Genomic DNA, 15,178 nt, shown 5'->3' with positions numbered 1-15,178 from the left:
TTGGTAGCATGCGGTATTTTTTAGGGGCAGGAAGTGAGATGGATGAGTCGAATAGTTATTAATAGTGGAGTTATGCTCTTAGGCTATTATTAATTAGCTTGAGACTAAATAGATAGGGTGTGTATGAACATTGGTGGTCCAGTTAGAAACTCTAAGGGATAAAAATCCTGGTCCAGAGCCGCAAAAGAAGAATACGATAAAAGCAATTGCACAATTAGTCCGTCCTCGGCAATGGGTTAAGAATTCCTTTGTCTTCATTGGCTTGTTGTTCACGCAAAACCTTAGCCAACATTTGATTATTAAGGTCATCATTGCCGCGGTGGCCTTTTGTCTTGTCTCCAGCGCAGTCTATGTGATGAATGACTTTGTGGATCGAAGATATGATCGGAATCATCCGATTAAGTGTAAGCGCCCTCTCGCATCAAATCGGGTTACTCTTCCTGTAGCAGGCTTGATTTGCGCTCTGTTTCTTTTGGGGGGATTTCTCTTAGGTTTGCATGTATCTAAAATCGCCGTAGGAATTCTTGTTTTGTATGTTGCCCAGAATATAGCTTATACGAAAGGGCTCAAGCGAGTGGTTCTCATCGATGTGTTTATTATTGCTCTGGGGTTTATGATGAGGATTCTCATGGGAACTTGGGGAGTGGGAATTCCCCCTTCTGAGTGGCTCTTATTGTGTGGCTTTATGGTGGCTCTTTTTATGGGCTTTGGGAAACGGTGTTCTGAGTTGAACGAATTGAACGCAGATGCCGGACTGCATCGGCCTGTTCTGGAACGATACAGCTCCGGGTTCTTAAATCAATTGCTTGGTATTACGGCCGGTGGGGTTATTTTTACCTATAGCTTATATACCCTGGATTCTGCAACTGTGGCACTTCATCATACCTCAGATCTCATTTATACAGTGCCCTTTGTTATCTATGGCATTTTTCGCTATCTCTATCTGATTCATGAGGGGGAAGCGGGAGATCCGTCGAAGCTTGTTACAAAGGATGGACATCTGATTGCGGTCGTTATTCTTTGGGTTCTGTGTGTATTGTGGATCCTAAAGCTTCATGATCTAGTATTAGGGGTGTTTTGATGTATCGGATTCTACTTGTTGGTTTGTTCGTTGATGTGCTCTGGGTCATTCTGGTACAAACGGTACCTTTTTCAGATTTCTCATATTATCACCGCTTGGCAACGCAAATTGCCAATGGCGGCCCATGGGGCGATACCTATACCTCTGTGGGTTATCCAATTTTTCTGGGGCTCTTTTATAAGCTGTTCGGGAGTTCGATCTGGGTTGCCAAATTTTTAAATATTGCCCTGAGTACAGTAAATAATATCCTTGCCTATTTTCTGCTTAAAAAAATGTCCGTCCCTGCAGAGGTGCGAAATAAATGCCTTTTGCTCTTTGTCTTGTTCCCGATGAATGTTTATTATAACAGTTTAGTGGCTTCAGAAATTCTCTTTACCACAGGACTGCTCTCTGTTCTATTACTCTATTTTTCCAATCTCCGTTGGAAGTATTTTTGGATTGGAGTATTGACGGGACTCAATGCAATGATCAAGCCGTTCTTTCCTGCCTTTGTCCTGGCCATCTTCTTGGTTGAGATTTTGAGCAAAAGGAATTTCCGGCAGAGTCTAAAACGGTCCGGAATCGTGCTTCTGGTGGCCCTCATCGTGCTATCGCCCTGGCTCTATCGAAATTCTAAGATGTTCGGTGAGTTTTGCTATATTTCAAATAATAGCGGCATAGTTCTCTATATTAATAACAACTCCCAGAATAAAGTGGGCGGTTGGATGCCCGCCGAGGATGTAGAAAATTCTGTGGTCAAAACCCCCGCCTATCAAGAGGCAAATCCCCTTGAAAGGAATAAAATGCTTAGTGCGGCGGCTAAAGAGTGGATCGTAGGACATCCCTTAGAATTTCTTATCTTGGGAATGAAGCGGCTTGCCCGTACCTTTTTACTCGTCGGGGATATCAATTATGCCTTTCATGGAACGGCACTCGCATTGCCAAGTATTCAGATGTTTCTTGCTGCTCCGGGGAGCAGTTGGGTACCGTTTTTCATCTTCCTGGCCTCCGAGCTGGTGCGGGCTCCTGTTTTCTTCCTGGGCTGTATCGGAATACTAAGTTATTCCTGGCGAGTTTTGAGAGGGGCTCTCTTCTCGGGTAGGCCGGAACAAAGAAGAATTAATAAAGAAAAGCTGACCCTCTTGATTACATTCTTTATGTTTGCCGGCGTGTATTTTGTCACAGAGGGGCAGAGCCGTTACGCCTATCCAACGGTGATTATTCTAATCTATTTTGCCCTTTGGCGAGTGTATCAATGGAAAGATAAGATGGAGGAATAATATGTTAGGGCAGATTATCATCTCGGTTATGCTTGGGGCGCTCGGCCAAATCCTCGTAAAAATCGGAGCTAAGAATCTTGAACTGGACTTTTCACCCGAGAATTTACTTAGAAGCCTCGGCATGATTATCCAGAACTTCCCGGTCATGTCAGGGTTGTTTCTTTACGGAATAAGCTTCTTATTGTGGATTAAAGTGTTGAGTAAGACGGAGTTAAGCTATGCATACCCTTTCGTCAGTCTTGGCTATATTTTTATCATGGCGTTTTCAGTGATCGTCTTTAAAGAGAATATTTCCTTTTATCGAGTGCTGGGAACTGCGCTGGTCATTGTCGGTGTCTTTTTCATTTCAAGGAGTTAAAAAGAGGCTTAAGAAAAGAAATATGCTCCTCCATCTGTAGTTGTTTTACGAATCGGACTACGTTGGGGGAGCATTATTTTTTTACGTTATCCGCTTAAGATAAACGGTTTCAGTTGAACATATAAGACGAGCTTCAGACTGTAAAGGGAAACGGTAGCATTTCGCAAGAAAAATAGCAATTGACAAAATAGGATAGGGGGGTATACTATATCTTCAGGAGGTGGACACCAATGGAGGAAAAAATAAAGCATTGTCCAGCTTGTCATGACTCAAATGATCAGGAAAGTGAAAGACTAAGCCATCATAGTGAAAGAACCATTCGTGAGTTGATCAATCGGATGAATCGGATCGAAGGTCAGATTCGCGGCATCAAAGGAATGATTGAGAATCACGCCTATTGTGATGATGTATTAAATCAGATTGCTTCAGCTCAGGCTGCGTTAAATGGTGTATCCAAACTTCTTTTAGAAAAACATATGAAATCCTGTGTTCTCGAGCAGATCCAAGAGGGTAACGATCAGGTCCTTGATGAGTTGGTCAAAACCATTTACAGAATGATGAAATAAGGGGTATCAAGGACTTAAGAGCGGGATAGAAGCCGAGGAGGCGTTACAATGAGTAAAAAGAGCAAAATAATTAAAGTGACCGGCATGACCTGTGAGCATTGCGTTCGTCGGGTGAAGAAAGCCCTTGAGAGTTTACCTGAGCTGGAAAATGTAGAGGTCTCTCTGGAGAAAGAATCGGCCAGCTTTGACTGGGCAGGGGAAATCCTAAACATGGAAAAGGCGAAAGAGGTCATTGAAGAAGCGGGCTATGCGGTGATAGAGGCCGAAGAGGAAACGCGGCAAAAGGAACTCAAGGTTCATGGTATGACCTGTGAGCATTGCGTCCGAAGAGTCAAAAAAGCTCTGGAGAGTCTCCCGGAAGTGACCGATGTCGAAGTCTCATTAGGGGAGTCTCAAGCCAGCTTTCGTTATAATCCGGCTATAACCACAGATGCACACATTAAGGAGGCTATCCAGGAGGCGGGATACACTACAGAGTCCACAGAATCCACTGAAGCCCCCGTGCCGGACACCCAAAAATCGAAAAGCACTGCACAACGGTCCATCAACGGGACAAAACAACTCAAGATAACAGGTATGACCTGTGCTAATTGTGCTCTGACTATTGAAAAAGGAATGGCAAAGCTGCCGGGGGTCAAATCCGCTACGGTCAATTTTGCCTCAGAGAAACTTTCCTTAGACTATGATCCCTCACTTCTTGATGAAAAAACTATTCTTGAGAAGGTCAAAGATTTGGGTTATGGGGCATACATGGAAAGCAATGAAGGGAAAGCCCAATTTAAAGTGAGCGGTATGACCTGTGCTAATTGTGCTCTGACCATTGAAAAGAAATTGCGCAACACTCCGGGTGTTCAGACCGTAGCCGTTAATTTTGCTACAGAAAGTGTCACCACAGACTATGATCCCGCCGTGACTAACCTGGAGACGATTTATGAGCAGATCAGGGATGCAGGCTATACCCCGATCGAGAATAAGGAAGAGTTTCATGAAGATAACCATGTGAAATCCCAGCGGAACTGGGTCATCTTTAGTGCGTTGTTATCCGCTCCCTTAATGCCTATGATGTTCATGCCCATGACTCCTGGCATGATGTATACCATGTTCTTCCTGGCAACTGTCGTTCAATTTACGGCAGGCTGGACATTTTATCGGGGAGCTTATCATGCCCTGAAAAATCGCTCCACAAATATGGACGTTTTGGTCGCGATGGGGATTACGGCTGCTTATGCTTATAGTGTGATGACAACCTTCCCCCATATTTTCTTTGAGGGGCCCACATTCTTTGATACATCAGCTCTCTTAATCACCTTTGTACGTTTTGGTAAATATTTAGAAGCAAAAGCCAAGGGACGTGCCGGACAGGCCTTAAAACGCCTCCTTGAGCTCCAGGCGGATAGAGCCCGCTTATTTATTGATGGAGAAGAAAAAGAGGTCCCTGCTTCCAGTGTCAGGATCGGGGATGTGGTCCTGGTGAAGCCCGGGGAAAAGATTCCTGTGGACGGGGTGATCCTCGAAGGGCAAGCCAGTATTGATGAGTCCATGATTACGGGAGAATCCATACCGGTTGATAAGGGTATCGGTGAAAATGTAGTCGGTGCAACCATCAACCGTTCGGGAAGCATTAAGGTCTCCACCACAAAGACAGGTAAAGACAGTGTCCTTTCTGGAATTATCAAAATGGTGGAGGATGCGCAAGGGGTTAAGCCTGCTATTCAGCGTTTGGCTGATAAGATATCCAATGTCTTTGTGCCCGTGGTAGTAGCTATTTCGATCCTGACCTTCATCATCTGGTATGTATTCCTGGACAGCACCTTTGTCTTCGCTTTTACTGCGGCCATTGCAGTCTTGGTCATAGCCTGCCCCTGTGCTTTAGGTTTGGCAACCCCCACGGCCATTATGGTGGGAAGCGGCGTCGGTTTAAACCGGGGTATACTTTTCAAATCAGCAGCCGTACTTGAAGGAATAGCCAAAGTGGGGGCCATTGGCTTTGACAAAACAGGCACTTTAACCAAAGGGAAACCTGAAGTAACTCATCTCATTTCCTATGAAGGATATTCACAAAAGGACCTGCTCAGGATCGCTGCGGCAGGAGAGAACCCTTCCATCCATCCCTTAGCTCAAGCCATCGTCCAAAGAGCCAAAGATGAAGGGATCGAAGTGGCAGACGTTCAGGATTACCATGAAGAAAGCGGTCATGGGACGATCTGCTCTTACCAAGGTAAAAAATTGCTCATCGGCAATAGAAAGTTAATGATGAAAGAGAATGTTCCCACCGAAGGGGTAGAGAACGATTTTCAGGAATTGGCCAACGAAGGAAAAACTACCAGCTTTGTAGCCTATGATGGAAAAATCATTGGGATCATCGCCTTGGCGGATGTCTTAAAAGAGAGTACGAAAGAAGCGATTAAACGCTTGCATGGTTTAGGAATTAAGACCTTCATGATTACCGGGGATAATAAGAAAGTCGCCACCGTCATTGGCAATGAGGTGGGCATTGACGAAGTGATTGCGGAGATCCTTCCCCAGGATAAAATTGAGATTATCAAGAGATATCAAAACGATGGACTAAAAGTAGCCATGGTCGGGGATGGGATTAATGATGCCCCCGCCTTAGCTCAAGCCGACATCGGTATCGCTATCGGCTCAGGCACGGATGTGGCCAAAGAAACCGGGGATGTGGTTCTGGTGCGCAATGATCTCCTGGACGTGGAGCGTGCTATTCGTCTTGGCCGCAAAACCCTTACCAAAATCAAGCAGAATTTATTCTGGGCTCTCATCTACAATACACTGGGAATCCCTATTGCTGCCGGAGTGCTTTTCCCTATCACCGGAGAGCTCTTACCCCCTGAATGGGCCGGTCTGGCGATGGCCTTTTCCTCGGTGTCTGTAGTGACCAGTTCCCTGTTGCTCTCAAGGTATAGTAAGGTATTGGCCAATTAAAAATTTGTTGTTTTTCTCCTTCTACGAGTTGGAGGAATAGATAAAGGGAGGTAAGAACCATGAATCAAACATTAAAAGTTACCGGAATGACCTGCAATCATTGCAAAGCTCATGTGGAAAAAGCGTTGCTGAAAGTTGGCGGAGTCCAACAAGTGGAGGTGAATTTAGAAAAAGGAGAGGCAGTTGTTGCCGGATCAGCCGGCCGTGAAGACCTGATCAAGGCTGTGGAAGACGCCGGTTACAGCGCTGATTGAACGAGACTTCTTTCAGTGATAATGCATGTTTTGAAACGGGATTTGCCATACTAAGATTGAAGAATACGAATCTTAATGAGGTGAGAATTATGGCATTAATTCCTAATGATCCCTTCCGGATGCTCAATCACTATTGGGATGAAATGGAGCGTAATTATCTTAGAGGCCGTGGCAAAGAGGAGCTTTCACAGTTTCTCTATCGGGTCGATGTGGAAGAAACATCGGACCAGGTGTATGTGACGGCAGAGATTCCAGGCCTTGAGAAGAAAGAGGATCTTCATATTGAGATTAACGAAAATCTTCTGACCATCAGCGGTGAGGTCAAACGGGCTGCCACGGCAGTTGAGAGAGCTTCTCACCGCACAGAGAGATATTACGGAAAGTTCAGCAGAACCCTCACCCTTCCCGCGGTGGTAAAAGCGGATGGCTCTCATGCCAGCTATAAAAATGGGATTTTGGAATTGTCTTTTCTCAAGGATCGTCACCCGGCAGCCCGCACTATAGAAGTAGATTTTCATTAAGCTTGATATTTAGAAAGGGATTAACTCCAAAGAGTTAATCCCTTTACCGTCCCTTGTCTTAGGACAAACGACCAGACATATTGCGTTCGGCAATTTCAATTGCTTTTTTGACCATGTTGCCACAATCCCGAGATGAAACCCCACTGAACCCTTCCTGCTTTAAGGTATCCGAAAATCCAAGCTCTTGAGCTATCTGTTGCTTAAGGTTATCTGACATAGTACTACGACGTCTGGACATTTGGATTCCTCCTTTCACCTTAGGGAAATTCAATCTCCTTGCTATTTAAGCAAGTAACACTAGTTTGCATCGCTTCCCTTAACTTTATGTGTGACGAAGGAGCTATTGTTATGCCGGAAAAGGAATAAATAGTTAGATAAAGTCAGAAAAACTGTTATGATATACCCAACACCTACAAGGTAATGAGAAAAGGAGGAATAGATTTGCCACTTTTATTCGGGACTGCTGGGGTTCCCTTATCAGCCAAGGAACGGTCCACAGAAGCAGGGGTCAAACGGGTTAGGGAGCTTCAACTGGATGCCATGGAAGTAGAGTTTGTCCAAGGGGTCCGCATGAGGGAAGAGAAGGCCCAAAAGATTGCCAAAATAGCTGTGGAAGAGAAGGTTGCCCTAAGCTGTCATGGCCCTTATTGGATTAATTTTAATTCTCAGGAACCTGAAAAAGTAGCAGCCAGCCGGGACCGTCTTTTGCATAGTGCACGAATAAGCAAAATCTTAGGTGTAAGAAGTGTGATATTTCATCCCGCTTTTTATCATCAAGATGATCCTCAAGTGGTCTTGGAAAGGACAGCTGGGGAACTTATGATTGTTCGAGAGATTCTGGACACAGAAGATAATGATGTCATACTGCGACCGGAGACAACGGGAAAGCCCTCGCAGCTGGGCACGCTTCAGGAGGTTTTGACCTTAGCACAAGTAGTGCCTGGGGTTTTACCCTGTATTGATATAAGTCACCTTCATGCCCGCAGCAATAGGGGGATCAATACCTATGATGAATTTTGTCAAGTCCTGGAGGCTGCGGCAGAAACCTTAGGGGACCGCTGGGTTAAAAATGCTCATTTTCATGTTTCCGGGATTGAATATGGTGCCAAGGGAGAGAAAAAGCACCTTATCCTTGATCAATCCGATTTGCGCTATCCCGAGCTATTAAAGGCATTTCATACCTTTGGTATGGAAGGATTGGTGATTTGTGAAAGCCCCAATCTCGAAGAGGATGCTCTTCTATTGCAAGCTACTTATCACGAGATGGGATGAGTAGGATCCCCAGGCTTCCTTATTCTGTACGCAACGCTTCTACGGCATCCTTTCGAGAGGCCAGCCGAGCGGGAATATGACCGCCTAATACAGTAATTACGGTACTGAGGATGATTAAGAGGACAGCATGGTCCAGCCTTAACTGGGATGCATTGGTAAGGCCGGTAGATTTATGGATAGCTTGATTGATAGGGAATGTACATGACCAGGCTACCACAATGCCGAGGACACCGGAAAAAACTCCGAGAATAAAAGTTTCAGCATCAAATACTCTTGTAATATCCTTCTTTCTTGCGCCCAGTGCTTTCAAAATACCGATTTCTTTAGTCCGCTCCAAAACACTGGTATAGGTAATGATACTGATCATAATCATACTGACCACCAAAGAAATAGCGGCGAAGGCAATAAGGACCAGGGTGATACCATCCATAATCCCTTTAGTCAAATCTGAAAGGGTCCCAGCCAAATCGGTATAAGTAATGACATCCGCTTCATCTTTTCCTACATTATAGTGCTCAATATATTTGATGACCTCATCCTTGGCGTCAAAGTTTTTAGGAAAGACCATGATCATATAGGGAGAGGGGTCGCCCCCTAAATAAGCAAGCAGGAGTTCCTTAGTATTTTCATCGATCTTCTCTCGGGATAAGACATTATAATCAGCATCTCTTTGGGCTATCACAATGTCGGAATCCATAGCGTTATCGATAACTTTTTGGGATAGCTGATCATCATAAGCGATCCCGGATGCCAACATAGACATACTGGTTCCGGCTTTGGGACGAACTACACCGGAAATTTTAATGGTAAAACCATTTGCAGAGGTATAGTTTTTTTCATAAGCATTGGCAGGGAGATAAGTTCCGAAGGGGGTTTTCGCGTAGAAGTCGTTATTATGGATCACTCTATACTCTGTTCCTACAACATCGGAGAAGGCCAGGCGGTCATTTCCTTCCCCATCAAACCCTAAATCCCCCAGGGTGCCCTTTTCGATTTGATTTTGGCTATTGAGTACCAATACCACATCGGTGAAGTTTTTAGGATATTCTCCTGCCAGTAACTCATAATTATCTACCAGGTAACTATTATTTCCTGAAACGGCACTGGGAAAGGAAGACAGGCCGACTGAACTTGAGGAGGTCATATTACCTGAGGGTGGCCCATTGCTCAAGGTGATAGGAAGGTACTTATCCTCCATCTTCCGTAAAAGGTTCATTTGGACCACTCGGGTATAACCAATACTGCCAACAATATCCGGTGAGACATTTTCCAAGTAGTTGATAAATTCCGGGGAAAGATCGTTTTTATGAGTAATGATATTTTTGCTGGAATCTATGACAATAATTTCGTTAGTATTGGAATTGGCATTGGTACCATAGATCCGATCCCGAATTTCTAGGGTCATATTATTCAGATCGTTGGCATTCATCTGTTGAGTTTCCTGGGAAATAATAATAGGAAACTCAGCCATGGCATCGAATTGGAATTCGTCAATTTCTGAACGAAAGCCCGTGGATAAGCTTAAGATAATGGCAATCCCGATAATACCGATACTGGAAGCAAGGGCGGTGAGAAAAGTGCGCCCTTTTTTGGTCCATAAATTCCGGAAGGATAGGTTAAGAGCGGTCAAGAAGCCCATTCCAGTTTTCTTGAGGTGAAAATCCTCGGGGTGGGCGGGGATTCCATAAGGATTGGTATCGTCAATAATCTTGCCGTCGGAAAACCGGATGATGCGATCCGCGTAAGTTTTGGCCAGCTGGGGATTGTGGGTGACCATAATCACCAACCGATCCTTGGACACCTCTTTGATCAAATCCATAATCTGAACACTGGTAGTACTATCCAAAGCCCCTGTGGGTTCATCGCACAAAAGAATTTCCGGATCATTGGCAAGGGCTCGTGCTATAGCTACCCTTTGCATCTGTCCGCCGGAGAGCTGGTTAGGCTTTTTATGCAGATGCTCCTTTAGTCCTACTTTTTCTAGGATTTCCAGAGCCTTTTTATGCTTTGCCTGCTTGGAAACGCCGCTTAAAGTCATGCCCATTTCCACATTGGCCACGATACTGATATGTGAAATCAGATTATAGCTTTGGAAGACAAAGCCCACTGAATTATTGCGATAGGCATCCCATTCGTATTCTTTAAAGGCTTTGGTGCTTTTGCCTTTTATAATTAAGTCCCCTGAATCGTAATGATCCAGTCCGCCAATAATGTTTAAGCAGGTGGTTTTTCCGGAGCCGCTGGTACCCAATATAGCCACAAACTCTTTATCTCTAAAGGAAACGTTTATGCCATCGAGAGCCTTTGTTTCGATATCTCCTACCCGATAGATTTTTTTGATTTCTTTAAGCTCAAGCATGATAGCCTCCTCAAGAGTATACATAATGGGTCTCATGGGTATTTTCTCTTTTACTTATGTTTTTAATGCAGAGACGGGCTAAGTTTCTTTACAGGTAAGGAGGAAAAACAAAGGTCTGAAAAGAATATCACAGGGAAGAGCAAGTTGACTTTAGGGAGGATGAGGAATGAATTATTCAGCCGCTTATGATGTTGCTTTAGAGAAATTCCGCAAAGCGACCCTTGAGGAAATATCAGAGTACTCCGGTTACCCCATAGATGGGAATAGGATAAAGATAATATTCCTAGGTCAAAGATTTGATGTTGAATACCCATCCGGTCAATTTTATGCTGAGGCAACACTGAATGAGGAGATTTCTGTTCCCACTCAGATATTAATTCTTCATTATTTAGTAAACCGCTCACCTGCTATTCAGACCGGGCAATTAATATCTTATAAAGAATTACCGGGGGGAAGTATCTATATACAACCCTTTACGAATCGCGCCATTAATCCTTTGGTTAAGACCTTTGGCTCCCAACGGTCAGATCTTATTAAGGTGGCCGGCACTTTGGGAGGAGAAGAAGTTTCCCTGGGGGACGCTGCCGTGGTCCTCAATGTATTTCCAAAAGTCCCCATAACCTTGGTTGTCTGGGAGGCTGATGATGAGTTTCCTGCCTCAGGAAATATTCTTTTTGACAACTCAGCCGGCACGATTCTCCCGACAGAGGATTATGCAGTCTTAGCAAGCCAGGTAGTGTTTACTCTGCGGAAGTTAGCATCTAAATAAATCGAGTGTGGCAGAAGATTAAGGACAGCAAGGCTAGGAAAACATGAGTAAATCCATGGGTTAAATGATAATTGGTTTTATTAAAAATATTAAATTAATGCCTTGACATAGTTTTAACATGCTTATATAATTGCAAATGTAATCCGGATTATGAAAATTTATCGAACTTGTTGCAGATTTTTGTCTAAACAAGTGTTTTTTTTGGCCAGATACTTGTTGTGACAAATGTAGTAGATGCAAATATTGGAGTGACAATAGTTAGCCTATGCAACTAGCTTTGCACTAATCCAATAATCTATGATGGCAATCGAGTTCATATCACTGTAGGTTCACATCACCGTGTTTTATGCTAAAATACATTCTTTCACAGAGAGACTCATTTATGGGTCATAGAGTAGAAGAGATATTTCTTCACAGGAGGAGTTTCTTTTTATTGTTAGTCTTTAGCTTAATAAGCTGAAATGAAAAAAATTGTACGTTCTCGAGATTAGGGAGGAAAAAAAGAGATGAAAAAGATTTTGGGTGTTGTACTTTCTTTGGGTTTAGTTATTGGACTTGCTGGTTGTTCAAGCCAAGCTCCTGCAGCCGCTCCTGCTTCAACTCCGGAGCCCATCAAAATGGGCCGCGTTGATGCAGCAGCTCATGGTACCAATGCGGTAGCCATTGCTGTTGTTGCAGTTCAAGGGGACAAGATTGTTGGTGTATCACTTGATGAGTATCAATTCATGCCTGCTGATAAGGCTAAAGGTCTTGCTAATTCTGAAGGCCTGGCTGCAAAGAACTATAAGGATCCTGCTCAAGTTCTTGCTTCCAAAATTGACAACAATGAGTACTACAGCGCTAACATGAAGGAAAAAGCCGGATCTACCGTTGCCTATGCTGACAACTTCAACGCTATCGTAGAATTCTGCGAAGGAAAAACCATCTCCGAATTAGAAGGAACCCTTTCGTCTACTCCTGCAGAAAAGATGCCTGTTGATACTGTATCCGGTTCTACTTTAGCTGACACTGCCGGCTATATCAAAGCGATTGTAGATGCTGCGAAAGCTGCAAAGTAATTTAACTTATATTAGAATATTTAAGTAGTAAAGAGTGCCCGTAACCTGAAAAGGTAGAGTGGGGCACTCTTTTTTTGCACTGTCAGAAAGTATAAACTTACGTTATATACTTTCTAAGCATAAGAGCAACTAGGCAGCCGCCTTTGCCAGAGGCTTGGCGCCAGCCAAGTTTTCTTTAGAGTTTTTGCATAATTCCTTGATAAGGGTTTGTTGCCTTTTGATGGATGGAATGCCAATAATCTAAGTCATTAACATCGAATGAACTTTAATCTCCGGCTTACAATAAAGCTTGAGGAGGTGTATTTCATGCATACCGTATGGAAAGGTTCAATTAGTTTCGGCTTAGTCAATGTTCCGGTCAAAATGCATGCCGCCACAGAAACTCATGAATTTCACTTTAACTATTTACATAAAGACTGTCATAATCGACTTCGCTATATCAAGAAATGCCCCCATTGTGAAGTAGAAGTAGCTGCCGAAAATATAGTTAAAGGTTATGAATATGAGAAGGATCATTATGTCATTATGGAGGAGGAAGACTTAGCGACCCTGGAAGCCCCCATGAGCCGCTCCATTGATATACTGGATTTTATCGATCTTAGTGATATTGACCCGGTCTACTATCAAAAATCCTATTACTTAAGCCCGGAAGAGACGGCTCATAAAGCCTATAAATTACTTTGTCAAGCTATGTCCGACACTGGGAAAGTGGCAATAGCTAAATTGACTATGCGCTCCAAACAACATCTCGCTTGTCTCAGGGTGATTGATCAAAATGTTATGGTCTTAGAAACAATGTACTATCCGGCGGAAATTAGACATTTGGAGTCAAGTTGGGATAATGTATCTCCTACGGACACGGAGATTGCCATGGCTCGTCAGCTCATTGAGAATTTAGCGGCTCCTTTTGAACCCGAGAAATACCGGGATGAATTGCGGGAGCAAGTGAAAGAGCTCATCGAGAAAAAAGTGTCCGGAGAAACTTATCAGGTTAGCGCTGCGCCGGAACCAGGAAAGGTCATCGATTTAATGGAGGCTCTACGGGCAAGCATTGCCATGACCGATCAGAAAAAAGGAAACCCTGAGAAGAAAAATAAAGAAGCAGAGGGTTCCCCTGATCAAAAGAAGTCCAAGACTAAAAGTAAAGAGACCACAAAGAAGCCTTTGGACGGAACCGAGGAACCGGGGCCGGCAGTTCAGGCAGAAGAAGAAAAACCAGCTAAATCCACATTAACCCCCCGGGGGCGGCGCAAGGAAAGGGGAGCATAATTAAGAGTTTACCTGGGGAGGTTTTCGGAAAAGATTAGAAACAGTTGGGGATTTGAGCAAAGTCAGGCAGGAAAAAAATGATTTTGCGAGAATACTTCATTATTTTCAATAATAGTATAAAATTCGACATAGCTCGACGCAGGAAAAAATCCCCAAAGTCGCGAATTGATGGACGGGGGAGGGTTGGCCTATGGGGAAAGAGAGTTTAAAGGAAACAATAAAGGATATATTATTAGAAGAAAAACTTATCCGAGCTATGCTACATACCATACAGGGCGTAGGAAGCGGCAGACTGCGCCAGCTGATTGCCCGCTTCGGGAGCGCCTTAAACGCTTTGCAGCAAATCGAAGGGAGCCAAGAGCTACAAGATGAGCACTGGCTGCAGCAGATTGTGCAAAAGAGTAAAGAGATCCATCCTGCGGATATTCTGGAGTCCTTACATGATCATGGAATAAAGTTGGTCATTCCTGAAGAAGAGGGTTATCCGGATTTGCTGCGTCAATTGACGGATGTTCCGCCGCTGCTCTATTACAAAGGGACCTTACCCGTCGGGCAGGAAGCTCTGGCCATTGTCGGGGCTCGTAAAGCTACTCCTTATGGGAGAGCTGCAGCTGAATCACTGGCCAAAGAAGTCGCCGGACAGGGGATTATTGTGGTTAGCGGGTTAGCCAGGGGCATCGATACCGCTGCTCATCGGGGAGCACTGGCCGGAAGGGGAATAACCTGGGCGGTCATGGGCTGTGGATTGAAGCATATGTATCCTCCGGAAAATCAAAAGCTCGCTGAAGAAATAATGGCAAAGGGTGGTGCTTTATGGAGTGAATTTGCCCCGGGGATGCCTCCTGAACCTCAATTATTTCCAGCACGCAATCGCTTGATCAGCGGAATGTCCAGAGGGGTCGTGGTTGTGGAAGCCGCCCTGAAAAGTGGAGCCTTAATCACTGTGGACTTCGCTCTGGAGCAAGGCCGTGAAGTTTTTGCAGTACCTGGACCTATTTTCAGTCAGATGAGCAAAGGGCCTAACCATCTTATTCGGCAAGGTGCCAAGCTGGTGGAAGGTTTTGAAGATGTATGTACAGAGATTCCTTCCTTTGCCGGAGCAGGTCATATGACCAATCCCTCTGCAGATAGAGATACGGTGTCAGCGGACATCGGGAAGCAGGAAGATCAACGGGGAATAAGCTGCGAGCAGCAACAGATTCTGAACCAATTAAGTGATATCCCCACTCATATTGATCAGATTACGATGAATTCAGAGGTTCCCCCTGAGCAAATTCCCTTAGCCTTGCTTGAACTCCAACTTGCCGGCCGCATCGAACAACTACCGGGTCAATTTTATGTATTAGCTTATAAGTGCTAGACATACTATGGAAAAGAAGATAATATTAGGCTAGTTTACTTATAACCACTCAAGCTAAAGTGATTCAAGATTTTGAAAATTCGGGCTTGTAATATACATTGTGAAAGCAAAA

At 44.2% G+C, this 15,178-nt stretch carries 14 protein-coding genes; 12 read left to right on the top strand and 2 right to left on the bottom strand.

The genetic code is table 11. The features are described 5' to 3' along the window. Positions 1–133 precede the first annotated feature (133 nt). The 7 genes from DESDE_RS15170 (at position 134) to DESDE_RS15140 (ending at position 6,979) form a co-directional block, all read left to right on the top strand. Positions 134–1,081 carry a decaprenyl-phosphate phosphoribosyltransferase gene (locus tag DESDE_RS15170; RefSeq protein WP_014794902.1) on the top strand — a complete coding sequence of 316 codons (948 nt, stop codon included), beginning with the start codon at positions 134–136 and terminating at the stop codon, positions 1,079–1,081. Next, positions 1,081–2,340, top strand: a complete 1,260-nt coding sequence (locus tag DESDE_RS15165; RefSeq protein ID WP_014794901.1) for an ArnT family glycosyltransferase — start codon at positions 1,081–1,083, stop codon at positions 2,338–2,340. The genes DESDE_RS15170 and DESDE_RS15165 overlap by 1 nt, the downstream gene beginning before the upstream one ends. A 1-nt stretch (position 2,341) precedes the next feature. Further along, on the top strand, positions 2,342–2,698 hold the full coding sequence (locus tag DESDE_RS15160) for an SMR family transporter (protein ID WP_014794900.1): 357 nt from the start codon (positions 2,342–2,344) through the stop codon (positions 2,696–2,698). 230 nt (positions 2,699–2,928) lie between these two features. Beyond that, positions 2,929–3,264, top strand: coding sequence for a metal-sensitive transcriptional regulator (locus DESDE_RS15155; RefSeq protein ID WP_014794899.1), 336 nt, complete (start codon positions 2,929–2,931; stop codon positions 3,262–3,264). Positions 3,265–3,312: 48 nt separating this feature from the next. After that, positions 3,313–6,204: a heavy metal translocating P-type ATPase gene (locus tag DESDE_RS15150; RefSeq protein ID WP_014794898.1), complete on the top strand. Its 2,892-nt coding sequence runs from the start codon at positions 3,313–3,315 to the stop codon at positions 6,202–6,204. A gap of 59 nt (positions 6,205–6,263) precedes the next feature. Then, positions 6,264–6,458: a CopZ family metallochaperone gene (locus DESDE_RS15145; RefSeq protein ID WP_014794897.1), complete on the top strand. Its 195-nt coding sequence runs from the start codon at positions 6,264–6,266 to the stop codon at positions 6,456–6,458. Between the two features lie 89 nt (positions 6,459–6,547). Further along, a complete protein-coding gene (locus DESDE_RS15140) occupies positions 6,548–6,979 on the top strand; it encodes an Hsp20/alpha crystallin family protein (protein WP_014794896.1) in 432 nt (143 codons plus the stop codon). 58 nt (positions 6,980–7,037) lie between these two features. On the opposite strand, the gene DESDE_RS15135 is transcribed toward DESDE_RS15140, so the two are convergent. Beyond that, on the bottom strand, positions 7,038–7,217 hold the full coding sequence (locus DESDE_RS15135) for a small, acid-soluble spore protein, alpha/beta type (protein WP_014794895.1): 180 nt from the start codon (positions 7,215–7,217) through the stop codon (positions 7,038–7,040). A 203-nt stretch (positions 7,218–7,420) separates the two neighbouring features. On the opposite strand from DESDE_RS15135, the gene DESDE_RS15130 reads away from it, so the two are divergent. Continuing rightward, positions 7,421–8,251 (top strand): TIM barrel protein, encoded by an 831-nt coding sequence (locus DESDE_RS15130; protein WP_014794894.1) that lies wholly within the window; start codon positions 7,421–7,423, stop codon positions 8,249–8,251. Positions 8,252–8,270: 19 nt separating this feature from the next. On the opposite strand, the gene DESDE_RS15125 is transcribed toward DESDE_RS15130, so the two are convergent. Then, complete coding sequence (locus DESDE_RS15125; RefSeq protein WP_019850993.1) at positions 8,271–10,610, bottom strand: ABC transporter ATP-binding protein/permease; 2,340 nt, start codon at positions 10,608–10,610, stop codon at positions 8,271–8,273. A gap of 166 nt (positions 10,611–10,776) precedes the next feature. Between DESDE_RS15125 and DESDE_RS15120 the strand changes: the two genes are divergently transcribed. The 4 genes from DESDE_RS15120 (at position 10,777) to dprA (ending at position 15,066) form a co-directional block, all read left to right on the top strand. Continuing rightward, positions 10,777–11,379 (top strand): DUF3786 domain-containing protein, encoded by a 603-nt coding sequence (locus DESDE_RS15120; RefSeq protein ID WP_014794892.1) that lies wholly within the window; start codon positions 10,777–10,779, stop codon positions 11,377–11,379. A 506-nt stretch (positions 11,380–11,885) separates the two neighbouring features. After that, positions 11,886–12,437: a hypothetical protein gene (locus DESDE_RS15115; protein ID WP_014794891.1), complete on the top strand. Its 552-nt coding sequence runs from the start codon at positions 11,886–11,888 to the stop codon at positions 12,435–12,437. 306 nt (positions 12,438–12,743) lie between these two features. After that, complete coding sequence (gene ku, locus DESDE_RS15110; protein WP_014794890.1) at positions 12,744–13,706, top strand: non-homologous end joining protein Ku; 963 nt, start codon at positions 12,744–12,746, stop codon at positions 13,704–13,706. 190 nt (positions 13,707–13,896) lie between these two features. Further along, on the top strand, positions 13,897–15,066 hold the full coding sequence (gene dprA, locus DESDE_RS15105; RefSeq protein WP_014794889.1) for a DNA-processing protein DprA: 1,170 nt from the start codon (positions 13,897–13,899) through the stop codon (positions 15,064–15,066). Positions 15,067–15,178 lie beyond the last annotated feature (112 nt).

It is taken from the genome of Desulfitobacterium dehalogenans ATCC 51507 (assembly GCF_000243155.2).
GTDB classification, from domain to species: Bacteria; Bacillota; Desulfitobacteriia; order Desulfitobacteriales; family Desulfitobacteriaceae; genus Desulfitobacterium; species Desulfitobacterium dehalogenans.
This window is presented reverse-complemented; position numbering and strand designations above follow the sequence as displayed.